Source organism: Geodermatophilus sp. SYSU D01045 (genome assembly GCF_054050295.1).
In genome coordinates this window covers 34,824-59,451 of record NZ_JBJGZB010000009.1, presented here as the reverse complement: position 1 = coordinate 59,451, position 24,628 = coordinate 34,824, and the positions used below count along the sequence as shown (strand labels likewise).

Below are 24,628 nucleotides of genomic sequence, written 5' to 3'. Positions count from 1 at the left end.
GGTGAGCCGAGGTCGACGGTCACGACGGCGTCGCCGGTGAGGAGGACGCCGTCGGCGGGACGCAGGTAGGCGACGGAGCCGGGGGTGTGGCCGGGGGCGGGACCACCCGCCAGCCAAGCAGGCCGGGCACCCCGGCCGCGGGGTCGAGAGGACGGGTGACCTCGCTGATGTCGCCGGCCGCGGTGATCCGCTCGCGCACCCGCCGGGGGAGCAGGCGCATCAGCGGCACGAGGACCCAGTGGTCGAGGGGCATGTCGTACGTGGGCAGGTACTCGCCCCGCGCCAGCGGCAGGTCGGCCGGGTGCACGTACACCGGCACCTGCCACGACCGCGCCAGCTCCCCGGCGGCGCCGGAGTGGTCGGGGTGGACGTGGGTGAGCAAGACGGCCGCCGGCCGGGTGCCCGGCCCGAACAGCGACCGCGCCGCGGCCTCGATGAGCCGGGCGCTGCCCGGCCACCCGGCGTCGACGAGCACCCAGGCCGGGCCGGAGCGGACCAGGAGGACGTTCGAGGCGAGAGGGCCCCGTCCCACGCCCAGCAGGTGGACGCCCGGGGCGACCTCCCGGACGCCCGGTGCGGCCCTCACGCTCCTCCCGCCGCCGCTCCGACCGCCACGAGGTCGGCCCGCGTGGTCCGCTCCGCGCGGGACCGCACCCCGCGCAGCATCTGCCGGGACATCACGAGGTCGGCGGGCACCACGGCGATCCGGTACGCCGCGGTGACCCACCACGGCCGCAGCCGCGCGCGGGTCCGGAACAGGAACCGGGTGCGCCCGTCCTCGAGCGGCTGCAGCACGAACGCCCAGGACCAGTCGATCGCGGCGCAGTGGCGCTCGGCCCACCCCGGCGGCAGGTGCTCGCGGGAGTGCAGCACCAGGTGCCGGGGCGGCTCGACGTCGGCGACGGTGAAGGCGCAGTGCGCCTCCGGCGGGCCGTCGAGGACCCGGTCGCCGACGGTGAGGTGCTGCCACGCGGGGACGAGCCGGTCGGCGCTGGGGCCGTTGCGCGGGAACAGCAGCCGGTCCACCCAGCGGGCGGTGTACCACTGTCCGCGGCCCCAGCCCATCTGCACCAGCCAGGGCCACACGCACTCCGGCGGCGCGTCGACGGTGGTCGCGTGCGTGGTCACGATCTGCGGATCGGGGCACAGGCCGTCCCCGGGCAGGAGCCGGCGGCGCTCGGCGCGATCGGTGCCGGAGGTGCGGCCCAGCCACTGCAGGGCCGCGTACCCGGCCACCCCCGCCGCGATCAGGTGGCGCGGGCGCGGGGCCCACCTCGAGGGGGTCACGGGCCCACCGTCGGCTCCTGCCGGTCTCCGGGTCAGGGGCGGACGTCCCGGGCCCGCTGGGCGGAGGTCGCGTGCCGCCCGGTCGGACCGACTCCGCCGTCTCGTCCGTCCGGGGTGAGGCAGGCCCCTGGCAGCGACGGAGACGGTGGCGCGTGCGGCCCGTCCGTGCGACTCCCGACCGGCGGAGGCAGCCATGGCCACGACGTCACCCGCATCCCCGTCGCCCCGGCCGGCCCGCCGCCGGGTGCGGCCGGGCCAGGTCCTCGCGCTGCTCATCGCGGTCGTGGCGGTCGCGTTCATCGTGCAGAACCGGGACCGGGTCACCGTCGACCTGTTCACCGTCGACGTCACGTCGCCGCTGTGGCTGATCCTGACGATCATGCTGCTGCTCGGGGTGCTCCTGGGGATGACCCTCCGCTCCCGGCGGTGACGAGCCGATGGCCTTCGACGTCGACCGGCTGCTGCGGCTGTGGACCGAGCCGCTGCCCGGCGGACCCGCCGCGGAGGAGGCGTTCCGCGCGGTCTACACCGACCCCGTCACGGTCAACGGCCGGCCGCTGACCGCCGCCGACCTGGTCACCCGTGCCCGGGCGGCGCAGCGCACCTTCGAGCGGGTGGAGCGGCAGGTCGTCGCCGTGGTCGAGGACGGCGACCGCGTCGTGATCGCCTTCCGGATGGGCGGCCGGCAGGTGGGCCCGCTGCAGACCGCGGCCGGCCCGCTCCCGCCCACCGGCCGGGACGTGCGGCTGCGGGTGGTCGACGTCCTCACCCTCGACGGCGGCCGCATCGCCGACATCTGGATGGTCGCCGACGAGCTCGGCGCGCTGGCCGCCGTCGACGCCGTCCGGCTGGTCGCGCCCGCCTGAGCCGGGCGGGCGGACCGTCGCCGCGGCCGCCCGCGGAACGGATCCGTCCGAGGGCCTGACATCGGGCACCCGGGTCGGTAGCGTCGCGGGCGTGACCGTGCCGCGGGGCCTGGACGGCCCGACCGGACTGCGGCCGGGCGACCACGCCTGCTGGTCCTTCGGCGGCCCCGCCGACCTCGCCGCCGCGGTCGTCCCCTTCCTCGAGGAGGGGCGCCGCCGCGACGAGCAGCTGGTGCTGGTCGGCCCCTCGCGGCCCACCCTGCTCGCCGCGGTGTCCGGCCTGCCCCACCGGGACGAGCTGCTCGCCGACGGCCGGCTCGACGTGCAGGTCACCGGCGACAGCTACACCTCCGCGGGCGGCCTGGCCCCGGCCGAGCAGGCGCAGCACTACCGCGCCGCGACGCAGGAGGCCCTCGCCGGCGGGCGCACCGGCCTGCGGGTGGCCGCCGACGTCACCGAGCTGATCCGCGGCGGGCGCTCCGGCCGCCGCCTGCTGCACGCCTACGAGCAGCTCGCCGACGAGGTCATGGGCGCGGTCCCGATGACCGCGCTGTGCCTGTACGACGCGTCGGTGGGCCTGGAGGCCCTCGGGCCGGTCGCCGTCCTCCACCCACTGCAGCACCTCGGCGATCGGCAGCCGCTGGCCCACCTCTCCGGCCGCGGACCCCGGCTGTCCCTGCACGGCGAGGTGGACCTCACCGAGGCCGCGCACGTGGCGACCGCCCTCGTCGACGTCGCCGGCGACACCCCCGGCGAGCTGGTCCTCGACCTCACCGACCTGGACTTCCTCGACGTCGCGGGCGCGCGGGCCCTGGCCGGCGCCGCGCAGGAGCTGTCCGCCCGCGGGATCGACCTGCAGCCGGTGGGGGCGCGCCGGAACGTGCGCCGCTGCCTGGAGCTGTTCGACCTCGCCCCGGAGCAGCCGTGACCTGGATGCGGCCGACCGGCGACTGGGACGGCACCGGGTTCGCCCACGAGGGGTTCGTGTTCTCCTCCGACGCCGAGCTGGTCGAGCGTGTGGTGCCCTTCGTCCTCGAGGGGTTCCGCCGCGACGAGCCGGTGCTCGTCGTCGCCGGCGAGCGCGTGCGCAGCCTGCTCGCCGGGCAGCTGGGGACCGACCTCGGCCGGCTGGCGGTCTTCGCCGCCGCCGAGACCTGGTGGCGCGGCGGCCACGGCACGCTGCAGGCCTACGACCGGGACCTGCGCGCCCTCCGCGCGGAGGCGCCGAGCTGGCGGCTGGCCGCCGAGCCGGTGTGGCTCGCCCGCGAGGACGGGCGGGAGTGGAGCCGCTTCGAGGCGGTGGCCAACCGCTGCTACGAGGCGATGCCGTACTACAGCCTCTGCCTGCACGACGCCCAGCGGCTGCCGGCCGACGTCCTCGCGGCCGTCGCCCGCACCCACCCACTCACCTGGGGTGGCGCCGCCCCCGCGCCCCAGCCGGCGTACGAGGACCCGGCCGACTTCCTCCGCACGGTCCAGCCGCCCTGGACCCGGCGCCCCGCGGGCGCGGCCGTCGTCCCGGTGACGTCGCCGGCGCAGGCCCGCCGCGCGCTCAGCCTGCTGCTGCCGGCCGGCCGCCGCGCGCGGCTGGGCGACGTCGTCCTGGCCGCCCACGAGGTGCTGGTCAACGCGCTGCGCGCCGCGCCCTTCGCGGAGCTCGCGACCTGGACCGACGGGGACGCGTTCGTCGTCGAGGTGTCCGACGGCGGGCCCGGCCTGACCGACGAGACGCTCGGCTACGTGCCCCCCGACCCCGCCGACGGCGCGCGGGGGATGTGGCTGGCCTGGAGCCTGGCCGACGACGCCGCCGTCCGCACCGGTCCGGCCGGCACCACCGTCCGGCTGTTCTTCCGCTCCTAGGACGGTCCCGGCCGGCCGCGCGGAGGGGGTCCCCGCCGCCCGGTCCGGGCCCTACGCTCGCTCCCACGCACGGGGCCGAGGGGGCGTGCCGTGGGCGGGAACGGGCCGGGGAACGGGCGGGGGAACGGGCGTCCGGTCGGGGTCGCGGTCGTCGGGTTCGGCTGGATGGGCACCGTGCACGCCCGCGCCCACACCCGGGTCGGGCACCACTTCGCCGGCCTGCCCGCCGTGCCGTGGCTGGTCGCCGTCGCCGACGACGTCCCCGGCCGGGCCGAGGCCGCCGCCGCCCGCTACGGCTTCGCCACGGCGACCGCGGACTGGCAGCAGGTGCTCGCCGACCCGCGGGTGGAGCTCGTGTCGGTCACGGCCCCGAACTGGCTGCACCGGGAGATCGGCGTCGCGGTCGCGGAGTCCGGCCGGCACCTGTGGATCGAGAAGCCGGTCGGCCTGGGCGCCGACGACGCCCGCGCGGTGGCCGGGGCGGCCGCGGCGGCCGGCGTGCAGGGCGTCGTGGGCTTCAGCTACCGCAACGTGCCCGCGGTCGCCCTGGCGCGGGAGGTGCTCGCCGCCGGGGAGATCGGCCGGGTGACCCACGCCCGCGTCGCCTTCCTCAGCGACTACGCCGCCGCGCCGGAGGGGGCGCTGACCTGGCGGTACGAGCGGGCGCGCGGCGGCAGCGGGGTCCTCGGCGACCTCGGCTCGCACGCCGTCGACCTGGTCCGCCACCTGCTCGGCGAGGAGGTCGTGTCCGTGCTCGCCGACACGGCGGTGTTCGTGCCGCAGCGGCCCCGCCCGGCCGGGCCGACGTCGGGACACGCCACGGCGGCCGGCGGCGTCCCGGGGCCGGTGGAGAACGACGACCACGTCGCCGCGCTGCTGCGGCTGTCCTCCGGCGCGCGGGTGACCCTGGAGGCCAGCCGGGTGGCGGCGGGGGAGCAGAACGCCTACGGCTTCGAGGTGCACGGCAGCGCCGGGCGCCTGGCCTGGGACTTCCGCCGGATGGGCGAGCTGCAGGTCAGCCGCGGCCCGCTCGCGCAGGACCAGCCCGTCGCCACCGTGCTGGTCGGTCCCGGGGCGGGGGAGTACGCGGCCTTCCAGCCCGGACCCGGCAACCCGATGGGCTTCGACGACCTCAAGGTGGTCGAGGCCCGCGACGCGCTGCTGGCGGCCGCCACCGGCGCGCCGCACGGCGCCACCCTCGACGACGCGGTGTGGGCGGCGGCCGTCCTCGACGCGATCGCCGGGTCCGCCGCCCGCGGGGCGCGGGTGGCGGTCCCCGGGGCCGCGGTCGGGGGCGGCCCCGTGCCCGCCGGCAGGGCCCAGGGGCCTTGACGCTCGGGGTGGCCCGTGTCACATTCCCCTTGTCACTATGTCCGGACATTAGGACGTCCCGCCGGGTGCGGGGATCCCAGCCGGACCGGCCGACGGCCGCCAGCAGGGTGGCCATCCCGACGAGGAGACGCCCATGAGGAGGACCCGACGGTCGCTGCGGCTGGCGGTGGCGGTGAGCGTGACGGTCGTCGTCGCGACGGCGTGCAGCAGCGAGGGTGGCGCGCAGAACGAGGGTGGCGGCGGTGCCGCCGAGGGCGAGAGCTACACCATCGCGATGGTCACCCACGAGGCGCCGGGCGACACGTTCTGGGACAAGATCCGCAACGGTGCCGAGGCGGCCGCGGCCAACCACAACATCACGCTGAACTACTCGAACAACCAGGACGCCGGCGAGCAGACGACGCTCATCCAGAACGCGATCGACCAGGGAGTGGACGGGCTGGCGACCACACTGCCCACCCCCGACGCCATCGGGCCCGAGGTGCAGCAGGCGGTCGACGCCGGCATCCCGGTCGTCGCCTTCAACGCCGGGATCAACGACTACACGAACTACGGCGTCGGCATGTACTTCGGCTCCGACGAGGACCTGGCCGGGCAGACCGTGGGCACCAAGATCTCCCAGGAGAACCCCGGCCACACCGTCTGCGTGATCCAGCAGCAGGGCCAGGTGCAACTCGAGGCACGCTGTGCCGGGGTGACGACCGCTTTCCCCGACACCGAGATCCTCTACGTCGATGGCGACGACCTGCCGTCCGTGCAGCAGACCATCGGCGCCAAGCTGCAGCAGGACCCCTCGATCGCGAACGTGGTGACCCTCGGCGCCGACATCGCCCTGGCCGCCCAGCAGGCGAAGGCCGACTCGGGCAGCCAGGCCTCCGTCGTCACCTTCGACCTGAACGCCGACGTGGCCGAGCAGATCGAGAGCGGCGGCATCCTGTTCTCGGTCGACCAGCAGCCCTACGTCCAGGGCTACATGGCCGTGACGGCGCTGTGGCTGAACCTGACCAACGGCAACGACATCGGCGGCGGGGGGCCGGTCCTGACCGGACCGTCCGTCGTCGACGAGACCAACATCGGCCCGATCGTCGAGTACGCCAACAACAACACCCGGTAGCCCGCTGGGGAGGAGTCGCGTGACCGGCTCCTCCCACCCCGCCCTCCCGAGTCTGGAGCACGCCATGAGCTCATCCGTGGCGGCGAAGCCGTCCACCGCACCCCCGGCCACCCCACCGGGCCGTGCCGAACGATCGATGGTGTCCCGCGTCCTCGCCCGTCCCGAGATCGGGGCGCTGGCCGCGGCGATCGTGATCTTCGCCTTCTTCTACGCCGTCGCCGCGCCTTTCCGGACCCTGCCGGCGCTGGCGACGGTCCTCTACGCCTCCTCGACCATCGGCATCGTCGCGGTCGGCGTGGCCCTGCTGATGATCGGCGGCGAGTTCGACCTGTCCGCCGGTGTCATGGTGGTGTCCGCTGCCCTGGCCTCCGCGATGATCTGCTACCAGTTCAGCCTGAACATGTGGGTCGGCGTCGTGGTGAGCCTGCTGATCGCCCTGGCGATCGGGTTCGTCAACGGCTGGCTGGTGGTGCGGACGGGGATCCCCAGCTTCCTCATCACGCTGTCGACCTTCTTCATCCTGCAGGGCCTCAACCTCGGCGTCACGAAGTTGGTCACCGGCACGGTCGCCACGCCCAACACCAGCAACATCGACGGCTTCGGCGCCGCCAAGGCGGTCTTCGCCAGCGACATCGACCTGGGCTTCATGACGCTCAAGGTCACCGTGCTGTGGTGGCTGGTGTTCGTGGCCGTGGGCACCTGGCTGCTGCTGCGCACCCGCACCGGGAACTGGATCACCGCGGCCGGGGGCAACCAGGCCAGCGCCCGCGCGGTCGGCGTCCCGGTGCGCAAGGTCAAGATCGGCCTGTTCATGGGCGTCTCGTTCCTGGCCTGGTTCCTCGGGATGCACCTGCTGTTCAACTTCAGCACCGTGCAGGCCGGCCTCGGCGTCGGCAACGAGTTCATCTACATCATCGCCGCCGTCGTCGGTGGCGCCCTGCTGACCGGTGGCTACGGCTCGGCCGTCGGCTCCGCGCTGGGCGCCTTCATCTTCGGCATGACCACCCAGGGCATCGTCTACGCCGGCTGGGACCCCAACTGGTTCCGCACCTTCCTGGGCGTGATGTTGCTGCTCGCGGTGCTCGTGAACCTCTACATCAAGAACTACGCCGCCCAGAGGAGATGACGACGTGACCGACACCATCGCCGAGCACGCCGCCCAGGACCTGGCCAAGGGCACGCCCCTGGTCGAGATGGAAGGCGTGGGCAAGTCCTACGGCGCCATCCGCGCCCTGGAGGGCATCAACCTGACGGTCAACGCCGGGGAGGTCGCCTGCGTCCTCGGGGACAACGGCGCCGGCAAGTCCACCCTCATCAAGATCATCTCGGGGCTGCACTCGCACACCGAGGGCACGCTGCGGGTCGACGGCCAGGAGCGGCGCTTCAGCTCGCCGCGGGAGTCGCTGGACGCCGGCATCGCCACCGTCTACCAGGACCTGGCGGTGGTCGGCCTCATGGAGGTCTGGCGCAACTTCTTCCTCGGCTCGGAGATCCGCAAGGGCAAGTACCCGATGGCGCCCCTGGACATCAAGGCCATGCGCGAGATCGCCGACACCGAGCTGCAGAAGATGGGCATCGTCGTCAAGGACATCAACCAGCCGATCGGCACGCTGTCCGGCGGTCAGCGCCAGTGCGTGGCCATCGCGCGGGCGGTGTACTTCGGCGCGCGGGTGCTGATCCTCGACGAGCCCACCGCGGCCCTGGGCGTCAAGCAGTCGGGTGTGGTGCTCAAGTACACCGCCGCGGCGCGCGACGCCGGTCTCGGGGTCGTCTTCATCACCCACAACCCGCACCACGCCTACCTGGTCGGGGACCACTTCGTCATCCTCAAGCTCGGCCGGCGGGTGCTGGACAAGAAGCGCTCGGAGGTCACCCTCGAGCAGCTGACCACCGAGATGGCCGGCGGTCAGGAGCTCGCCGAGCTCTCGCACGAGCTCAAGCGCTGACCCGGCGACGGCGCCGCCGTCCGCCCCCGGGCCGGACGGCGGCGCCGGTCATGCGTGAGGGCGCGTCGTCTCCCGTCGGCGTCGACGACGCGGTCACCACCATGCGGCTGATCGACGCCTGCTACGTGGCCGCCGGCCCTGCGACCCCGGCCCCGGCTGCGGCCCGAGCCGCCCACGGCCGGGGGCTGACCCGGCGCTACAGCTTCGCGGCGGCCGCCCGGAGGTTCTCCGCGGCGAGGGCGAGGCCCCCGAGGCGGTCGTGGGCGGCGTCCTCGTGCTCGATGTTGACCGCCATGTCGGGGTCGACCTCGGCCAGCGCCCGCAGGAACTCCGTCCACCAGCCGACGTCGTGGCCGACGCCGACGGCGACGAACCGCCACGCCGGGTCCTCGGGCCAGGCGGAGCACCGGTACCCGATGCCGGTCGGCACCGTGTCCGGGGCGTCGGCCGGCACGCGGGTGAAGGAGGTGTCGAGCACGCCGCGGACGTCGACCCCGGGGGTGATCTCCGCGTCCTTCGCCGCCGCGTGGAACACCAGCGGCCCGAGCCGCCGGATGCACGCGACGACGTCCATGCCCTGCCACATCAGGTGCGAGGGGTCCATCTCGGCGCCGACGTTCGTGGCGCCGGTGCGCTCCACGAGCCGCTCGAGGGTGACGGGGGAGAAGACCAGGTTGTGCGGGTGCATCTCGAGGGCCACCCGGACGTCGTGGGCGCGGGCGAGGGCGTCGATCTCCCGCCAGAACTCCTCGGCCACCCCCCACTGGTAGTCCAGGACGTCCAGGTAGACGTCGTCCCACGGGTTGACCACCCAGGACGGGTAGCGGGCGGCGGGGTCCGAGCCGGGGGTGCCCGACATGGTCACGACGTTCCGGACGCCCAGCAGTCCGGCCAGCTCGATGGTGCGGCGCAGGTCGTCGGCGTGCTCCGGGCCGACGCCGGGCAGCGGGTTGAGCGGGTTGCCGTTGCAGTTGAGCCCGGTCAGCTCCATCCCGCGCGAGGCGAACGTCCCCAGGTAGTCGCGCCGGGCCCGCTCCGAGGCGAGCAGCAGGTCGACGTGGCAGTGCGGGGAGGGGATGAAGCCTCCGGTGTTGACCTCGACGGAGGTCAGCCCGTCGGCCTGCAGCACGTCGAGGGCGTCGGACAGGGGGCGGTCGTGGAGGCAGGCGGTGTAGGCGCCGAGCTTGAGGGCCACGGGGGTCTCGCTTCCTGGTCGTCGCTTCCTGGTCGTCGCGTGCCGGTCGTCGCGTGCCGGTCGTCGCGCCCGGGTCGTCCGGTCACGGAGGAGGTCAGGCGGGAGGCGCCGGCACGGCGGGGGCGCCGGCCGCGGCCGGCGGAGCGGGGTCCGGCACGGCCACGTCGACGGGGGCGCCGCCGGCCCCCGAGGACCGGACGACGGCCGCGATGACCTCCATCGTGTGCAGCGCGTCGGCGAAGGACGCGTTGGCGGGCAACGGGTCGGGGGTCCCGGCCACCTGGTCGAGGAAGGCCCGGCACTGGTAGGTGAAGGCCTCCTGGTTGCCGATCCCGACGCCGGGGGCCTCCATCGGGTAGCCGCCGTGGAAGTACGGCGCCTGCGGCCCGACGACCACCTGGCGGGCCCCGCGGGTGCGGGCCTCCGGCTGGGCGTCGTCGACCAGGTACTCCGCGGGGCGGTGGGCGTCGAAGGCGACCCGCCCGGCGAGCCCGTGCACGTCGAACGCGAGCCCGTTCGGCAGCCCGAACGCGGTGCGGGACACGGAGAACGAGCCGCCGAGGCCGGACGCGAAGCGCGCGGTGAACACGGCGGTGTCCTCGTTCTCGACCTCCCCGACCTCGTCGCCGACCGGCGCCGTGCCGTGCCCGACGACCCTGCCCAGGGGGAGCGGGCGCCGCGGGACCTGGGTCGTCAGCGCGCCGCCGGACACCGCGGTGATCGGCCCGCAGAGGTGCTCGGCGGCGTCGATCAGGTGGGCCCCGACGTCACCCAGCGCCCCCGAGCCGGGTCCGCCGCGGAACCGCCAGCTCATCGGGCTGCGGGGGTCGCAGGCGTAGTCGCACCAGTAGCGGCCGCTGAACAGGGTCGGCTCCCCGAGCCCGCCGCCGCGGACGTGCTCGCGGATGGCCGCGATCGCGGGGGAGCGGCGGTAGGTGTAGCCGACCGCGGTGACCACGCCGGCGTCCGCCGCGAGGGCGGCCATGGCCCGCGCGTCCTCCATCGACCCGGCCAGCGGCTTCTCGCAGAGCACGTGCTTGCCGGCGGCGACCGCCGCCTCGGCGACGGGCCGGTGCAGCGCGTTGCCGAGGACGATGCTGACCGCGTCGATCGAGGGGTCCTCGACGACGTCCTCCCAGCGGTACACCGCCCGCTCGTAGCCGTAGCGGCGGGCCGCGTCGCGGGCCAGTTCCGCGTCGGCGTCGGCGATCGCGGCCAGCCGGACGGGCGGGAGGCCCTCCCCGAAGACGGTGCCCGCCTGGCGGTAGCCGGCCGCGTGGCTGCGGCCGGCCATCCCGGCACCGATCACCGCCACGGACAGCGGCCGCTGCGACATCGCTGGTCCCCTCTCGTGGGGTGGGCGGGGGCGGCGCGGGGGCGGAGCCGGGGAGGTGGCGCGCCGGCGCGGTGGGGACGGCACCACCCGCGGGTCGCTAAAGCGCTTCAATAGGGATGCCGATCACAACAGCGGAGCCGGGTCGTGTCAAGGGAGCGGGTGGTCGTCCTGAGCGTGGAGGAGCCGGTGCGCCGCCCGCGGCTGGCGGACGTCGCCGCCGAGGCGGGCGTGTCCCCGGCCACGGCGTCCCTGGTGCTGCGCGGCGCCCCGGGGCCCAGCGACGCGACCCGGGAGCGGGTGCTGGGAGCGGCCGCCCGGCTCGGGTACCGCCCCGACCGCGCCGCGAGCCTGCTGGCCCGGCGGCGCAGCCGGCTGATCGGCGTCCTGATGGACGTCCGCAGCACCTTCCACGCGCAGCTGGTCGAGGACCTGCACGAGGCCGCGGAGGAACACGGCTACGACCTGGTGCTCAGCACGGTCACCCGCACCCGCGACGAGGAGCGCGCGGTCGAGACGCTGCTCGACTCCCGGTGCGAGGCGCTGCTCCTGCTCGGCCCCGAGGCGCCCGCGGCCCGTCTCGGGGCGCTGGACCGGCAGCTGCCGGTGGTGGCCGTCGGGCGCCCGGTGCCCTCCGCCGGGGTGGACGTCGTCCGGGCCGCGGACGACGAGGGTGTCGCGCTGGCGGTCGACCACCTGGTCGCCCTCGGGCACCGGCGGATCGTCCACGTCGACGGCGGCCGGGGGGTCATCGCGTCGGCCCGCCGGCGTGGCTACCGCGAGGCCATGCGCCGGCACGGTCTCGACGGGCACCTGCGGGTGGTGGCCGGGGACCACGGCGAGGCGGCCGGGGCGCGGGCGGCGCGGACGCTGTTCGGGCCGGGGGAGCGCCCGACCGCCGTCGTCGCCTACAACGACGCCTCGGCGGTCGGCCTGCTCGACGCGCTGCTGCGCGCCGGCGTCGCCGTCCCGGGCGAGGTCTCGGTCGTGGGGTACGACGACAGCCCGCTGTCCCGGCTGGCGCACGTCGACCTGACCACCGTCAGCCAGGAGTCGCGCGAGCTGGTCCGGCACGCGGTCGCGGCGGTGGTGGAGCGGCTCGACGGCGGACGCACGGAGCACCGCGAGGTCGTCGTCCCCCCGCGGCTGGTGGTCCGGGGAACGACCGCGGCGCCGCCGGTTTGACCTGACAAACCATTGACAGTGGCCCGGGTCACCCCTGACGCTTGAAGCGCTTCAAGCCTCGTTGCTCCCGACCGCGGAGACCGCCATGGCCCAGACCGCCACAGCCCCCGCCGCCACCCTCGACTACGACCCCTTCCAGCCGGACTTCTACACGTCCGACCCCTTCGGCCTGTACCGCCGGATGCGCGACGAGGCGCCGGTGTGGCACAGCGAGCGCTGGGGCTGGTACGTCCTGACCCGCTTCGCGGACGTGCGCGCCGCGGCCCTGGACGCCGACACGTTCCGCAGCTTCGAGGGCATGGACATCGACGACAGCCGCCTCGAGCAGGTGCCGCCGGGATCGATCGGCAGCATGGACAACCCCCGCCACGACCAGGTCCGCTCGGTGGTGCAGCCCTACTTCCTGCCGCGCCGGATCGCCGCGCTCGAGGACGGCATCCGCGCGGTGGTGCGCGAGCTGGTGGGCACCTGGCGGGGCCGCGGCAGCGGCGGCCGGGGCACGGTCGACATCGCCCAGGAGCTGGCCTGGCCGATGCCCTTCGACGTGTTCTTCCACCTCATGGGGCTGCCGGGCCGGCACGACCCCGACCCGCTGGAGCAGGCGCGGCGCGAGCAGCTCGAGCACTGGACGCACGAGCTCAAGGACCGCGTGCCCGGCACCCCGCACCTGACCCCGGTCGCGCGGGCGGCCACCGCCGGCGTCCAGCAGTTCTTCATCGACCTGCTCGACGACCGCCGCCGGGCCGCCCGCGACGACCTGGTCACGCGGTTCGTCCAGGCCGAGGTCGACGGCGTGCCGTTCGTGCCGGAGCGGGTGACGACGGAGTCCGAGGTCAGCGGTCTGATGATGATCCTGTTCCTCGGCGGCGTGGAGTCCACCGCCGGGCTGACCGGGACGCTGTTCACGCTGCTCGCCGAGAACCCGGACCAGCGCGCGCTGCTGCAGGCCGACCCCTCGCTGATCCCGGCCGCGGTCGAGGAGGCGCTGCGGCTGATCACCCCGTTGCAGCTCACCGCCCGCACCACCTCGCGCGAGGTGACGCTGCACGGCGTCACGATCCCGGCCGGCGGCCGCGTGGTCCTGGTGACCGGCGCGGCCAACCGCGACGAGCGACAGTTCCCCGACCCCGACACCTTCGACGTCACCCGGCCCCGCGGCCGCCACCTCGGCTTCGGCGAGGGCGTGCACGGCTGCCTGGGCGCCCCGCTGGCCCGGCTCGAGGCGCGGATCGCGCTGGAGGAGGCGCTGCCGGTGCTCGGCGAGTACACCCTCGCCGGCGCGCCCACCTTCTACCCGAGCTCGCCGAACATGTACGTCTGGAAGAACCTGCCGATCGGCTTCGGCGGGGGCGCCCGGCGCCGCCCGCACGTGGAGGAGGTCCGGCACCGGACCACCAGCGTCACCCTCGCCACCACCGAGTTCGAGGCGCCGGCGCGGGTGGCGGTCAAGCGCGAGGTCGCCGACGGCGTGGTGGAGCTGGTGCTGCGCGCGGCCGACGGCTCGCCGTTGCCGGCCTGGGAGCCGGGCGCGCACGTCGACCTGGTCCTCGACGGGGCGCCCACCCGGCAGTACTCGCTGTGCGGCGACCCGGCCGACCACTCCGCCTACCGGCTCGGCGTGCTGCGCGACCCCGACGGGCGCGGCAGTTCCCGGTACGTGCACGACACCCTCCGCGAGGGCGACCGGGTGCGGGTCCGCGGCCCGCGCAACAACTTCCCGCTCGCGCCCTCGCCGCGGTACCTGTTCGTCGCCGGCGGGATCGGCATCACGCCGGTCCTGCCGATGATCCGCGCGGCCGAGGCGGCCGGCGCCGACTGGCGGCTGGTCTACGGCGGCCGGCGCCGCGCCTCGATGGCCTTCCTCGACGAGCTGGCCCCCCACGGCGACCGGGTCTCGGTCCGCCCGCAGGACGAGACCGGCCTGCTCGACCTCGACGAGGTCCTCGGCACCCCGCAGCCGGACACCCTGGTCTACTGCTGCGGCCCCGAGCCGCTGCTCGCGGCGGTCGAGCGCACGGTCGCCGGGTGGCCCGCGCGCTCCCTGCGCGTGGAGCGCTTCGCCCCGCGGCCGCAGACCGGCCCGGTCAGCGACGAGCCGTTCGAGGTGGTCCTGCAGCGCAGCGAGCTGACCCTGCCCGTGCCGGCCGACCGCTCGATCCTGTCGGTGGTGGAGGCGGCCGGGGTCGGGGTGCTGTCCTCCTGCGCGGAGGGCACCTGCGGCACCTGCGAGACGGCGGTGCTCGCCGGCACCCCCGACCACCGCGACTCGGTGCTCGGCGACGACGAGCGGCAGGCCGGCGACTGCATGATGATCTGCGTCTCCCGCGCCGCGGGCCCGCGTCTGGTGCTGGACCTGTGACCGCCGGCCCGCTGGGCGTCGCCCTCCTCGGCTCGGGGCGGATGGGCGCCTTCCACGCGCAGACCCTGGCCCGGCGGCTGCCGTCCGCGCGGCTGGTGGCGGTGGCCGACCCCGCGCAGGGCGCCGCCGAGTACCTGACGGGGGTGCTCGGCGCCGGCCGGGCCTACACCGACGCCGCGCAGGTGTGGGACGACCCGGAGGTCGACGCCGTCGTCGTCGCCGCGCCGGCCCGCGCGCACGCCGACCTGGTGGCCGCCGCCGCGGCCGCCGGCCGGCACGTGTTCTGCGAGAAGCCGATGGCGGTGACGCTGCCCGACGCCGACCGCGCCATCGACGCCGCCCGCGCCGCCGGCGTGGTGCTGCAGGTGGGCTTCAACCGCCGCTTCGCCCCGGACTGGGCCGCCGCCCGCGCGCTGCTGGACGACGGCACGCTCGGCACGCCGCGGCTGCTGCGCTCGCTCACCCGCGACCCGGGCGGCTTCGTCCCGGCGCGGGTGAAGCCGGACACCGTCTTCCTCGAGACGCTGATCCACGACTTCGACACGCTGCGGTTCCTGCACCCGGGCGCGCAGGCGGTGGAGGTGCACGCCGTCGCCGACGCGCTGGTCGAGCCCGCCTGGCGCGACCGGGGGCTGCTGGACACCGCGGTCGTCGTCGTCCGCTTCGACGACGGCGCGATCGGCGTCGCCGAGGCCTGCTTCGAGGCCGCCTACGGCTACGACGTCCGCGGCGAGGTGCTCGGCTCCGGCGGCATGGTCACGATGGGCGACGGCCGCCGCACCGGCGCGGTGTTCTCCGGCCCCGGCGGCCGGGTGGCCGAGACCGTCCGCAGCGACCAGGAGCTGTTCGCCGACGCCTACACCGCCGAGCTCGCGGCCTTCGTCGACGCCGTCCGCGGCGGGACGCCGCCCCCGGTCACCGGGGAGGACGCCCGCGCGGCGCTGGCGATCGCGCTGGCCGCGGCCGAGTCGGTCCGCGCGGGCCGGCCGGTGCGGACCGACGAGGTGGAGAAGTGAGCCGGTACCGGCTGGCCGCCTCGGCGGAGATGCTGTTCCTCGACCTGCCGTTCGCCGAGCGGGTGCGGCGGATCGCCGCCGCCGGGCTCGAGGTCGAGATCTGGGACTGGACGGGCAAGGACCTCGACGCGCTGGCCGCCACCGGCGCGACGTTCTCCTCGATGACCGGCTACGTCACCGGCACCCTCGCCGACGACGACGGCGCGGCCGAGCTGCTGCGCACCGCCGAGCGGTCGCTGGCGGCCGCCGAGCGGCTGGACTGCCCGCGGCTGAACGTGCACGGCACCGGGCTGGACGCCCGCGGGCTGCCCGTCGTCCCCGCCGCCGTCGTGACCCCGGCGATGTGGCTGACCGCCGCCCGCACCCTGACCCGGCTGGCGGAGCTCGGCGAGCGGGCCGGGCGGGTGTTCACGCTGGAGAACCTCAACACCGCCGTGGACCACCCGGGCACGCCGTTCGCCCGGGCCGCGGACACGATCGCGCTGGTCGAGGCGGTGGACAGCCCGCACCTGCGGCTCAACCTGGACCTGTACCACGCGCAGATCGGCGAGGGGAACCTCATCGCGCTCGTGGAGCGGGCGCTGCCGCTGGTCGGCGAGGTGCAGGTGGCCGACGTCCCGGGGCGGTGCGAGCCGGGTACGGGGGAGATCCGCCACGAGGCGGTCGCGGCGGCGCTGGCCCGGCTGGGCTACGACGGCGTCGTCGCGCTGGAGGGCTGGGCGTCCGGCGACCCGGAGGAGGCGCTCGCGGCGTTCTGCACCGCCTACGGCTGACGTCTGCTTGTCCGGACATCCTGTTGTCCGGCTGCCCCGATGAGGGGAGGACAGGAGGATCCCGGCCGGCGGGGTGCGATCATCGGGGGGCGGGAGGCGGGTGCTCCGAACCGACCCGCGGTGCTCGCTCCCCGGGAGGCAGACGTGCTCACCTTCGACATCGACCGCTCGAGCCCGACGCCGCTGTACTTCCAGCTGGCGCAGGCCATCGAGGGGGCGATCACCGGCGGCTCGCTGCCCCCGGGCTCGCGGCTGGAGAACGAGCTGCTGCTCGCCCAGCGGTACGGGCTGTCCCGGCCGACGGTCCGGCGCGCGGTGCAGGAGCTGGTCGACAAGGGACTGCTGGTCCGCAAGCGCGGCGTGGGCACCCAGGTGATCCAGCCGCACGTCCGCCGGTCGGTGGAGCTGACCAGCCTCTACGACGACCTGTCCCGCGCCGGTGAGGAGCCGACGACCGAGGTGCTGTCGCTGGAGCGGCGCCCCGCGCCGGCCGACGTCGCCGGGGAGCTCGACCTCGCGCCGGGGGAGGAGATCGTGGTGGTCCGCCGGCTGCGGCGCTCGCACGGCGAGCCGCTGGCGCTGATGACCAACCACCTGCCCGGCCGGTTCCACCCGTCGGCGGAGGACCTCGTCGAGCGTGGGCTGTACCAGTACCTGCGGGCGCAGGGGGTGCACCTGCGGGTCGCCCACCAGCGGATCGGCGCCCGCCTGGCCCGGGCCGACGAGGCCCGGCTGCTGCAGGAGCCGCCGCGCGCGGCGCTGCTCACGATGGAGCGGACGGCGTTCGACGACAAGGGCGGCGCGGTGGAGCTCGGCCGGCACGTCTACCGCGCGTCCCGCTACGACTTCGAGACGACGCTCGTCGGCCGCTGACCCTCCGGCGGGTGCGTCCGGTCACGGTGCCGACACTCACAGGCCCGGAGTGCCACCGGCGTGCCGCGGGCGAGGACGATGGAGTCGGTACAGCGATCGCAGATGCAGCACGGAGAACCGTCATGACCCGCACCGCTCCCCGCCTCCTCGCCCCGTTCAGCCGCGGCTCGGTGTGGCAGCGGTCACGCCGCGCCCTCGAGCGCGAGCTGGCCGACTACGCCACCACCGCCGACCGCGACGACCTCGCCGCCCTGCTCGAGGGCCGCGGCTCCGAGCGCGGCCTCGCCGCCGAGATCCTCGGCCGCCAGGCGCACCGGGCGCTGTTCGCCCGCGCCTGACCGGGTCCGGCGGCACCTAGGGCAGCCGCCGGAAGTCCCGGCCGTCCCACTGCCAGCGGACCGTCATCCGCCCGGACGGGCCGCCGGCGTGGGTGTCGCCCGGCTCGTACACCCGCATGACCGCGACGACGCGGCCGTCCTCCACCGCGAGCCCGTCCGGGTCGTACACGGGCGGGAGGACGTCGGCCCGCGGCAGCGTGCGCGGGCTCGGCAGCGTGGCGAGCCGGTCGCCGTCGGCGTCGAGGACCTGGACCTCCTCGACGATCCCGTTCGACGGCTGCGGGGAGCACCGCAGCAGGACGACGGCGTCCGGCCGGCCGTCGCGGTCGACGTCCCCGGTCGTCTCGGCGGCGAGGGAGACCTCGAACCAGTCGTAGGGGCCGGTCTCGGCGGGCACGCGCGCCGACCCGTCCCGCAGGGTCACCGCGAACCCCTCGGGCACGACGCCGTCGCAGGTCACGGTGTAGGTGGCGTCCCGCCGGTCGGGGGCGCTCGCCGGCGCGGCGGCCGCCGGTGCGGGGGACCCGTCCGGGTCGCCGGCGCAGCCGGCCACCAGCAGGCACGCCCCCACGCCGGACGCGGTCAGCCGGCGGATCGCCGCTGCGGTCATCGGGCCTCACCTCGGCCGGGGCGGGGGAGACGGGGGAGCGCCCCTCCGGGACCGAGCGTCCCACCGTCCGGGGTCCTCAGGCGAAGGGGTTGTCGCCGGCCTCGATGTCGGCCGCGAACTCCCGCAGCGCCGCCCGGTCGGGTGTGCCGCCGGCCTCCCGCACCGCCGCCTCCAGCGCGGCGCACACCTCGTCCGCCGGCCGGCCCGACATCCGGTCGCCGATCGCGGCCAGCGCGGGCGCGACCCGCTCGCTGGGCAGCCGCTCCCGCCGCGGGTCCGGCGGGCGCAGCAGCCGCAGCAGCTCGTCCTGCAGCCCGCTCCGGGTCCGACGTCCCACCGGCTCCCTCCCTCCGACGGCCCGGCCAGTCGACACCCCGCCGGGCGGCCGGGCAACCCCCGCGGCGCTACCGTCCGGGTGGGGGAGGGAGCGCCGGTGCACGAGGTCACCGAGGACGTCTTCTGCGTGCCGGGCACCGCGGTGAACCGGGTGCTGGTCCGCGACGGCCGCGACCTGACCCTGGTCGACGCCGGGTACCCGGGCGACGCCGCGAGCCTCGCCGACGCGGTCCGCGCCCTCGGCTCCCGCCCGGAGGACGTGCGCGCCGTCCTCGTCACGCACGCCCACGTCGACCACGTCGGCGGGCTGTCCGCCCTCGCGGCGGGCACCCCCGTGCTCGTGCACCCGGACGAGCTGCCGAACACCCGCGGGGAGCGCCGCGAGCAGGCCACGCCGCTCGACGTCGCCGTCCGGGCCTGGCGGCCGCGGGTCGCCCGGTGGGCGCTGTCGATCGTGCGGGCCGGGGCCACCGCGCACCCCGTCGTCGCCGCGGCGCGGCCGTTCCCCGGCGACGCCTCGGACGGCGGCCCGGACGGCGGCCCGCTGGACCTCCCGGGCGGGCCGGTCCCCGTGCCCACCCCCGGCCACACCTCCGGGCACACCGCCTACCTGTTCCCCCGGCACGGGATGGTGGCGACCGGCGACGCGCTCGTCACCGGCCACCCGACGTCGCGGGTGCGCGGGCCGCAGCTGCTGCCGGGGTTCTTCGCCGCCTCCCCGGACCGCGCCCGCGACGCCCTCGGTGCCCTCGCCGCGCTGCCGGCCGACCTGCTCGTCCCCGGCCACGGCGACCCGTGGCGCGGCGACCTGTCCGCCGCGGTGGCCCGCGCCCGCCGGTAGCGGGGGCCACCGTCCGCGATGAGTTCCGGCCGGGGCGCGGGTCCTCCCTGGGAAGCGTCGGTGACGAGATCCCCCGGAGGACGCCATGACGACCACCCCGGACCGCCCGGCTCCCGCGCCGGCCGGCCGTCCGCCCGTCGTCGACCGGGCCACCTGGCAGGCCGCGCGGGACGAGCTCCTGGTGCGCGAGAAGGCGCACACCCGTGAGGGCGACGCCATCGCCGCGGCCCGCCGCCGGCTGCCGATGGTGGAGGTCGACGGCACGGCCGAGGTCGTCGGACCCGACGGCCCGGTCCGGTTCCCGGAGCTGTTCCAGGGCCGCGACGAGCTCCTCGTCTACCACTCCATGTGGTACGACGGCGCGCCGCACCAGGGGCAGTGCGAGGGCTGCACCTTCAACCTCTGGCACCTGCGAGACGCCGTCTACCTGAACGCCCGCGGTGTCTCGTTCGCCGTCCTGACCTCGGGGGCCTGGGACGAGGTGGCGCCCTTCGTCGGGTTCATGGGCTACACCCAGCCCTGGTACTCGGTGCGGGGGGTGGAGGAGCGGATCGCCACGGAGGAGGGGCACCTGTCCTGCTACCTGCGCGACGGCGACCGCGTGTTCCTCACCTACTCCACGACCGGCCGGGGCAACGAGCCCGCCGACGGGACCCTCGGCCTGCTCGACATGACGCCCTACGGCCGCCGCGAGGCGTGGGAGGACGTCCCCGACGGCTGGCCGCAGGCCCCGCAGGTCGGCTCACCGGTCGGCGGGCACGGCGCGCCGATCTGCTGGTACTGGCGCTCGGACGCCGACGGGAACGCCGCCTGGGGGCCCACCAGCCGCCCCGTGCCGCAGTGGACCCGCCCTGGCGCGACCCCCGTGGACACCCTCGGCCGGCAGACCCACCACCACTGACCCGGGGCTCAGGCGTTCTGCGGGAACCCCAGGTTGAGCCCGCCGTGGCTGGGGTCCAGCCAGCGGGAGGTGACCACCTTGCCGCGGGTGAAGAAGTGCACGCCCTCGGCGCCGTGGGCGTGGGCGTCGCCGAACAGGCTGTTCTTCCACCCGCCGAAGGAGTAGTAGGCCATCGGCACCGGGATCGGCACGTTGATGCCGATCATCCCGACCTCCACCTCGTGCTGGAACCGCCGGGCGGCGCCGCCGTCGTTGGTGAAGATCGCGGTGCCGTTGCCGTACTCGTTGCGGTTGATCAGCTCGACGGCGTGCTCGTAGCTGTCCACCCGCAGCACCGACAGCACCGGCCCGAAGATCTCGTCGGTGTAGACGCTCATGTGCGGCTCGACGTGGTCGACCAGCGTCGGGCCGAGCCAGAAGCCGTCCTCCCCGCCGTCGGGCTGCACCCGGCGGCCGTCGACGACGACCTTCGCGCCCTCCTGCTCGCCGGCCTCCACGTAGGACTCGACCCGGTCGCGGTGCTTCCTGCTGATCAGCGGGCCCATGTCGCAGCCCTTGCGGCCGTCGCCGGTGCGCAGCGTCCGCGTCCGCTCGGCGATCCGGGCGACCAGGTCGTCGCCGATCCCGCCGACGGCGAGGACGGCGCTGATCGCCATGCACCGCTCGCCGGCCGAGCCGAAGCCGGAGTTCACGGCCTGGTCGGCGGCGAGGTCGAGGTCGGCGTCGGGCAGCACGACCATGTGGTTCTTGGCGCCGCCGAGGGCCTGCACGCGCTTGCCGTGCCGGGTGCCGGTCTCGTAGACGTACCGGGCGATCGCGGTGGACCCGACGAAGGACACCGCCTTGATCCCCGGGTGCTCGAGCAGCCCGTCGACGGCGACCTTGTCGCCCTGCAGCACGTTGAACACGCCGTCGGGCAGCCCGGCCTCCTTCCACAGCTCGGCCATCCAGACCGCCGCGGAGGGGTCCTGCTCGCTGGGCTTGAGGACGACGGTGTTGCCGGTGGCGATCGCGATGGGGAAGAACCACATCGGGACCATCGCCGGGAAGTTGAACGGGCTGATGACCGCCACCGGGCCCAGCGGCTGGCGGACGGAGTGCACGTCGACGTCGGTCGAGGCGTTCTCGGTGAACCCGCCGCGGACCAGCGAGGGCACGCCGCAGGCGTACTCGACGACCTCCTGGCCGCGGGAGACCTCGCCGAGGGCGTCGTCGAGCACCTTGCCGTGCTCGGCGGTGATGATCGCGGCCAGCTCGGGCTTGCGGGCGTTGAGCAGCTCGCGGAAGCGGAAGAGCACCGCGGTGCGCTTGGCCAGGGAGGTGTCCCGCCAGCGCGGGAAGGCGGCCGCGGCGGCGGCGACGGCCGCCTCGACCTCCTCCGCGGAGGCCAGGGCGACCTCGCCGGTCACCTCGCCGGTGGCGGAGTCGGTCACCTCGCCGGTGCGGCCGCTGGTGCCGTCGCGCCGCGCGCCGTCGATCCAGTGCGGGATGTGCGTGGGCATGGTCGGTGCTCCTCAGGTGAGGGTGCTGTCGGGGAAGTGCTTGGTGACCAGCTCGCGGATGGCGGCGAGCATCCGCGTGCCGGACTCGCGGGCCTGGTCGTCCCAGCCGAAGACGCAGGTGGTGAGGACGCCGTCGAAACCGATCCCGGCGAGCGCGGCGAAGGCCGCGTCGAAGTCGACGTCGCCGCGGCCGATCTCCATGTGCTGGTGGACGCGGGTGGTGTTGCCGGGCGGGTTGGTGATGTAGCGCAGCCCGTCGGAGGCGCGGTGGTCCATCGAGTCGGCGACGTGCACGTGGGTGAGCAGGTCGCCGGCGTGCCCGATGATCCCGGCGGCGTCGTCGCCCTGGTGGAAGGTGTGCGGCGTGCAGTAGAGGAACGACACGCACGGCGAGTCGATGCCGCGGACCATGTCGACCGCGGGGTGGCCGAGCTCGATGAAGTCGTCGGGGTGCGGCTCGAGGGCCAGCCGGACGCCCTCCCGCTCGAACACCGGCAGCAGCTCCTCCATCGACCGCCAGAACATCGCCTCGGCGAGCTCCGGCGCCTCGGGCCGGCCGTTGAACTCGGAGTTCACCGTGTCCACGCCGAGCTCGACGGTGATCTCGACGGCCCGCTTCCAGTAGCGCACCGCCGCCTGCCGCTCCTCCTCGCCGGGTCCGGACCAGCGCATGACCGGCAGCACCGAGGTGACGCCGACGCCGGCGTCGGCCAGGCGCGACCGGAACGCCCGCACCGTGGCCAGGTCGACGCGCGGGTGCTTGAAGAACGGGACGAAGTCCTCGCGCGGGGACAGCTCGATCCACTCGTAGCCCATCGAGGCCACGACGTCGGGCAGCTCGAGCAGCGGCGTGGTCCGCAGCATCTGCGGGTCCAGGGCGATCCTCACCGTGCCGCCTCCCGGGCCGCCAGCCGGACCTCGGTGCGCCGCCCGGACCGCAGCGCCTGCACGCCGGCCGCGCACACCGCCTGGGCGGCGTAGCCGTCCCACGCGCCGGGGCCGTCGACGTCGCCGCGGCGGGCGGCGTCCACCCACCGCTGCAGCTCGATGTCGTAGGCCCGGCCGAACCGCTGCCGGAAGTCCGGCGCCACGCCGGTCGACCGGGCCGCCCCCGCCGCCCCGCCGGACTGCCGGACCAGGCCGAGGTCCAGGCCGATCATCGCGCTGCCGTCCTCGCCGACCACCTCGGTGCGCACCTCGTAGCCGACGCCGGTGCTGACGAAGACCTCGACGTCGACCAGCCGGCCACCGGTCGTCTCCAGCAACACCAGCAGCGGGTCGGACTGGCCCGCCACCGCGTGCCGGGTGGGCCGCGGCCGCAGCACGGTGACCGCGGCGATCTCCTCGGCGAGCAGGAAACGGGCGACGTCGACCTCGTGCACCACCGAGTCGTTGACCATCATCTCGCTGGTGAAGTGCGGCGGGACGGCCGCGTTGCGGTGCGCACAGTGCACGACCAGCGGCTCGCCGAGCGCCCCCGAGCGGAGCAGCGCCTCGAGCTCGGCGTACTCGGGGTCGAAGCGGCGCATGAAGCCGACCTGCACCAGCCGCCGGCCGGTGCGGGCGGTGTAGGCGTCCTCGGCCCGGACGACGGCCAGCGAGCTCTCGGCGTCCATGGTGAGCGGCTTCTCGCACAGCACCGGCTTGCCGCGCTCGATGCAGGCGAGCACCTGCTCCTCGTGGAACTGGCCGGGCGTGGCGACCAGCACGGCGTCGACGTCGTCGTCGGCGATCGCGTCCAGCGGGTCGCCGACCACCCGGCAGCCGGGCACGGTGCCGGCCACCTGCTCGGCCTTGTCGGCGAACGCGTCGCTGACGGCGGCGACCGTGGCGCCGGAGATGCGGCTGTGCAGGCGGGCGACGTGGTCGGCGCCCATCATCCCGACGCCGAGGACGGCGACCCGCAGGTCGCGCGCCGGGACGTCGGCGAGCTCCGGGAGGGCTCCGGCGCGGGTCTCGGCGGTGGTCACGCCCGGGCCTCCGATCGGGCGGCGGGGGCCCTCGGGGTGCCGATCTCCAGCGACGGCAGCCGGCACCCGGCGATGTGCCGGTGGGTGCGCCGGGCGATGGGGAACGGCTGGTCCGGCGGGCAGGGGTACATGTCCTGCTCGACGATGGCGAAGACGTCGAGCCCGTGCCGCTCGATCGCCTCGAACAGCGGCGGGTAGGCGGGCACGCCGTGGGGTGGCTCCACGAACGTGCTCATCTTGACCGCCTCGGGCCAGACGACGTCCTTCGCGAGCACCTCGTCGACCACCGCCGGGTCGACCTGCTTGAGGTGCAGGTAGCCGATCCGCTCGGGGTACTTCTCGATCAGCTCCAGGTTGTCGCCGCGGTAGTAGCTGACGTGCCCGGTGTCCAGGCACAGCGGGACGAGCCCCGGGTCGGTGTCGGCGAGGAACCGCTCGATGTCGCGCTGCCAGCCGACGTGGCTCTCGGCGTGCGGGTGGTAGGCGATGGTGAGCCCGTACTCCTCGCGGATCGCGCGGGCCAGCCGGTCCACACCGCTGGTCTTCGCCCGCCACTGCTCGGCGGTGAGCTCGCGGGACTCGACGTCGGCGCCCGTCTTCTGGTCGCGGAAGGTGTCGGGGATGACCACCACGTGGGTGCCGCCCGTGGCCTGCGTCAGCGCGGCGACGTCCTTCACCTGGCTCCACACCGCCTCCCAGGAGCCGGGGCGGTGGAGGTGCTCGAACACGGTGCCGGCCGACACCTCCAGGCCGCGCGCGGCGAGCTCGTCGGACAGCCGCGCCGGGTCGGTGGGCAGGTAGCCGTAGGGGCCCAGCTCGATCCACTCGTAGCCGCAGGCGCTGACCTCGTCGAGGAACCGCTGCCAGGGCACCTGGTCGGGGTCGTCGGGGAACCAGACGCCCCAGGAGTCGGGGGCCGACCCCACCCGGATCCGCGCGCGGCCGTGCTGCTGTGTCATCGGCTGCTGTGTCATCGGGTCTCCTCCGTCTC

At 75.4% G+C, this 24,628-nt stretch carries 26 protein-coding genes; 16 read left to right on the top strand and 10 right to left on the bottom strand.

Annotated features, from left to right (window positions below):
• Positions 1-19: 19 nt before the first annotated feature.
• Positions 20-586, bottom strand: a complete 567-nt coding sequence (locus tag ACI798_RS09245) for an MBL fold metallo-hydrolase (RefSeq protein ID WP_457047765.1) — start codon at positions 584-586, stop codon at positions 20-22.
• Positions 583-1,287: a hypothetical protein gene (locus ACI798_RS09240; protein WP_457047764.1), complete on the bottom strand. Its 705-nt coding sequence runs from the start codon at positions 1,285-1,287 to the stop codon at positions 583-585. Before ACI798_RS09240 ends, ACI798_RS09245 begins: the two co-directional genes overlap by 4 nt.
• A gap of 193 nt (positions 1,288-1,480) precedes the next feature.
• Between ACI798_RS09240 and ACI798_RS09235 the strand changes: the two genes are divergently transcribed.
• From ACI798_RS09235 to ACI798_RS09200, 8 genes are all read left to right on the top strand, one after another.
• On the top strand, positions 1,481-1,717 hold the full coding sequence (locus ACI798_RS09235) for a lipopolysaccharide assembly protein LapA domain-containing protein (protein WP_456941078.1): 237 nt from the start codon (positions 1,481-1,483) through the stop codon (positions 1,715-1,717).
• Positions 1,718-1,724: 7 nt separating this feature from the next.
• Entirely contained in the window at positions 1,725-2,153 is a 429-nt protein-coding gene (locus tag ACI798_RS09230) for an ester cyclase (protein WP_456941079.1), read from the top strand.
• A 91-nt stretch (positions 2,154-2,244) separates the two neighbouring features.
• Positions 2,245-3,081: an MEDS domain-containing protein gene (locus tag ACI798_RS09225; protein WP_457047763.1), complete on the top strand. Its 837-nt coding sequence runs from the start codon at positions 2,245-2,247 to the stop codon at positions 3,079-3,081.
• 5 nt (positions 3,082-3,086) lie between these two features.
• Positions 3,087-4,013: an anti-sigma factor RsbA family regulatory protein gene (locus ACI798_RS09220; protein ID WP_456941186.1), complete on the top strand. Its 927-nt coding sequence runs from the start codon at positions 3,087-3,089 to the stop codon at positions 4,011-4,013.
• 90 nt (positions 4,014-4,103) lie between these two features.
• Positions 4,104-5,345 carry a Gfo/Idh/MocA family protein gene (locus ACI798_RS09215; protein WP_457047762.1) on the top strand — a complete coding sequence of 414 codons (1,242 nt, stop codon included), beginning with the start codon at positions 4,104-4,106 and terminating at the stop codon, positions 5,343-5,345.
• A gap of 133 nt (positions 5,346-5,478) precedes the next feature.
• Positions 5,479-6,459: a substrate-binding domain-containing protein gene (locus ACI798_RS09210; protein ID WP_456941082.1), complete on the top strand. Its 981-nt coding sequence runs from the start codon at positions 5,479-5,481 to the stop codon at positions 6,457-6,459.
• 64 nt (positions 6,460-6,523) lie between these two features.
• Positions 6,524-7,585: an ABC transporter permease gene (locus tag ACI798_RS09205; RefSeq protein WP_456941083.1), complete on the top strand. Its 1,062-nt coding sequence runs from the start codon at positions 6,524-6,526 to the stop codon at positions 7,583-7,585.
• A 4-nt stretch (positions 7,586-7,589) separates the two neighbouring features.
• Positions 7,590-8,405, top strand: a complete 816-nt coding sequence (locus tag ACI798_RS09200; protein ID WP_456941084.1) for an ATP-binding cassette domain-containing protein — start codon at positions 7,590-7,592, stop codon at positions 8,403-8,405.
• Between the two features lie 196 nt (positions 8,406-8,601).
• Here ACI798_RS09200 and ACI798_RS09195 read toward each other — a convergent pair whose 3' ends face one another.
• Positions 8,602-9,600 carry a sugar phosphate isomerase/epimerase family protein gene (locus ACI798_RS09195; protein ID WP_456941085.1) on the bottom strand — a complete coding sequence of 333 codons (999 nt, stop codon included), beginning with the start codon at positions 9,598-9,600 and terminating at the stop codon, positions 8,602-8,604.
• Positions 9,601-9,694: 94 nt separating this feature from the next.
• Positions 9,695-10,936 carry a Gfo/Idh/MocA family protein gene (locus ACI798_RS09190; protein WP_457047761.1) on the bottom strand — a complete coding sequence of 414 codons (1,242 nt, stop codon included), beginning with the start codon at positions 10,934-10,936 and terminating at the stop codon, positions 9,695-9,697.
• A gap of 144 nt (positions 10,937-11,080) precedes the next feature.
• On the opposite strand from ACI798_RS09190, the gene ACI798_RS09185 reads away from it, so the two are divergent.
• The 6 genes from ACI798_RS09185 (at position 11,081) to ACI798_RS09160 (ending at position 17,477) form a co-directional block, all read left to right on the top strand.
• On the top strand, positions 11,081-12,118 hold the full coding sequence (locus ACI798_RS09185) for a LacI family DNA-binding transcriptional regulator (protein ID WP_456941087.1): 1,038 nt from the start codon (positions 11,081-11,083) through the stop codon (positions 12,116-12,118).
• 85 nt (positions 12,119-12,203) lie between these two features.
• Positions 12,204-14,477: a cytochrome P450/oxidoreductase gene (locus tag ACI798_RS09180; RefSeq protein ID WP_457047760.1), complete on the top strand. Its 2,274-nt coding sequence runs from the start codon at positions 12,204-12,206 to the stop codon at positions 14,475-14,477.
• The gene (locus tag ACI798_RS09175; RefSeq protein ID WP_456941089.1) at positions 14,474-15,493 is read left to right on the top strand and encodes a Gfo/Idh/MocA family oxidoreductase; all 1,020 of its coding nucleotides are present in this window, start codon (positions 14,474-14,476) and stop codon (positions 15,491-15,493) included. The genes ACI798_RS09180 and ACI798_RS09175 overlap by 4 nt, the downstream gene beginning before the upstream one ends.
• Positions 15,490-16,266, top strand: coding sequence for a TIM barrel protein (locus ACI798_RS09170; protein ID WP_456941090.1), 777 nt, complete (start codon positions 15,490-15,492; stop codon positions 16,264-16,266). The genes ACI798_RS09175 and ACI798_RS09170 overlap by 4 nt, the downstream gene beginning before the upstream one ends.
• A 144-nt stretch (positions 16,267-16,410) precedes the next feature.
• Entirely contained in the window at positions 16,411-17,139 is a 729-nt protein-coding gene (locus ACI798_RS09165; RefSeq protein WP_456941091.1) for a GntR family transcriptional regulator, read from the top strand.
• Positions 17,140-17,261: 122 nt separating this feature from the next.
• Positions 17,262-17,477 carry a hypothetical protein gene (locus ACI798_RS09160; protein ID WP_457047759.1) on the top strand — a complete coding sequence of 72 codons (216 nt, stop codon included), beginning with the start codon at positions 17,262-17,264 and terminating at the stop codon, positions 17,475-17,477.
• A gap of 16 nt (positions 17,478-17,493) precedes the next feature.
• On the opposite strand, the gene ACI798_RS09155 is transcribed toward ACI798_RS09160, so the two are convergent.
• Positions 17,494-18,087: a hypothetical protein gene (locus ACI798_RS09155; RefSeq protein WP_456941093.1), complete on the bottom strand. Its 594-nt coding sequence runs from the start codon at positions 18,085-18,087 to the stop codon at positions 17,494-17,496.
• Positions 18,088-18,163: 76 nt separating this feature from the next.
• Entirely contained in the window at positions 18,164-18,424 is a 261-nt protein-coding gene (locus ACI798_RS09150) for a hypothetical protein (protein ID WP_456941094.1), read from the bottom strand.
• A 96-nt stretch (positions 18,425-18,520) separates the two neighbouring features.
• Between ACI798_RS09150 and ACI798_RS09145 the strand changes: the two genes are divergently transcribed.
• Both ACI798_RS09145 and ACI798_RS09140 read left to right on the top strand, forming a co-directional pair.
• On the top strand, positions 18,521-19,264 hold the full coding sequence (locus ACI798_RS09145; RefSeq protein ID WP_457047758.1) for an MBL fold metallo-hydrolase: 744 nt from the start codon (positions 18,521-18,523) through the stop codon (positions 19,262-19,264).
• A gap of 85 nt (positions 19,265-19,349) precedes the next feature.
• The gene (locus tag ACI798_RS09140; RefSeq protein WP_457047757.1) at positions 19,350-20,165 is read left to right on the top strand and encodes a DUF899 family protein; all 816 of its coding nucleotides are present in this window, start codon (positions 19,350-19,352) and stop codon (positions 20,163-20,165) included.
• 8 nt (positions 20,166-20,173) lie between these two features.
• On the opposite strand, the gene ACI798_RS09135 is transcribed toward ACI798_RS09140, so the two are convergent.
• Genes ACI798_RS09135 through ACI798_RS09120 form a run of 4 tightly spaced genes read right to left on the bottom strand, consistent with a single transcriptional unit; the run spans position 20,174 to position 24,611 of the window.
• Positions 20,174-21,667: a CoA-acylating methylmalonate-semialdehyde dehydrogenase gene (locus ACI798_RS09135; protein ID WP_456941097.1), complete on the bottom strand. Its 1,494-nt coding sequence runs from the start codon at positions 21,665-21,667 to the stop codon at positions 20,174-20,176.
• Between the two features lie 12 nt (positions 21,668-21,679).
• A complete protein-coding gene (locus ACI798_RS09130; RefSeq protein WP_456941098.1) occupies positions 21,680-22,555 on the bottom strand; it encodes a sugar phosphate isomerase/epimerase family protein in 876 nt (291 codons plus the stop codon).
• A complete protein-coding gene (locus ACI798_RS09125) occupies positions 22,552-23,637 on the bottom strand; it encodes a Gfo/Idh/MocA family protein (protein ID WP_456941099.1) in 1,086 nt (361 codons plus the stop codon). Before ACI798_RS09125 ends, ACI798_RS09130 begins: the two co-directional genes overlap by 4 nt.
• Positions 23,634-24,611: a TIM barrel protein gene (locus ACI798_RS09120; protein ID WP_456941100.1), complete on the bottom strand. Its 978-nt coding sequence runs from the start codon at positions 24,609-24,611 to the stop codon at positions 23,634-23,636. The genes ACI798_RS09125 and ACI798_RS09120 overlap by 4 nt, the downstream gene beginning before the upstream one ends.
• Positions 24,612-24,628: the final 17 nt, after the last annotated feature.

Coding starts and splice junctions, on each gene's coding strand:
- ACI798_RS09235 (WP_456941078.1), top strand. CDS start 1,481: ATGGCCACGACGTCACCCGCATCCCCGTCGCCCCGGCCGGCCCGCCGC.
- ACI798_RS09230 (WP_456941079.1), top strand. CDS start 1,725: ATGGCCTTCGACGTCGACCGGCTGCTGCGGCTGTGGACCGAGCCGCTG.
- ACI798_RS09220 (WP_456941186.1), top strand. CDS start 3,087: ATGCGGCCGACCGGCGACTGGGACGGCACCGGGTTCGCCCACGAGGGG.
- ACI798_RS09210 (WP_456941082.1), top strand. CDS start 5,479: ATGAGGAGGACCCGACGGTCGCTGCGGCTGGCGGTGGCGGTGAGCGTG.
- ACI798_RS09205 (WP_456941083.1), top strand. CDS start 6,524: ATGAGCTCATCCGTGGCGGCGAAGCCGTCCACCGCACCCCCGGCCACC.
- ACI798_RS09190 (WP_457047761.1), bottom strand. CDS start 10,936: ATGTCGCAGCGGCCGCTGTCCGTGGCGGTGATCGGTGCCGGGATGGCC.
- ACI798_RS09180 (WP_457047760.1), top strand. CDS start 12,204: ATGGCCCAGACCGCCACAGCCCCCGCCGCCACCCTCGACTACGACCCC.
- ACI798_RS09160 (WP_457047759.1), top strand. CDS start 17,262: ATGACCCGCACCGCTCCCCGCCTCCTCGCCCCGTTCAGCCGCGGCTCG.
- ACI798_RS09155 (WP_456941093.1), bottom strand. CDS start 18,087: ATGACCGCAGCGGCGATCCGCCGGCTGACCGCGTCCGGCGTGGGGGCG.
- ACI798_RS09140 (WP_457047757.1), top strand. CDS start 19,350: ATGACGACCACCCCGGACCGCCCGGCTCCCGCGCCGGCCGGCCGTCCG.
- ACI798_RS09135 (WP_456941097.1), bottom strand. CDS start 21,667: ATGCCCACGCACATCCCGCACTGGATCGACGGCGCGCGGCGCGACGGC.
- ACI798_RS09120 (WP_456941100.1), bottom strand. CDS start 24,611: ATGACACAGCAGCCGATGACACAGCAGCACGGCCGCGCGCGGATCCGG.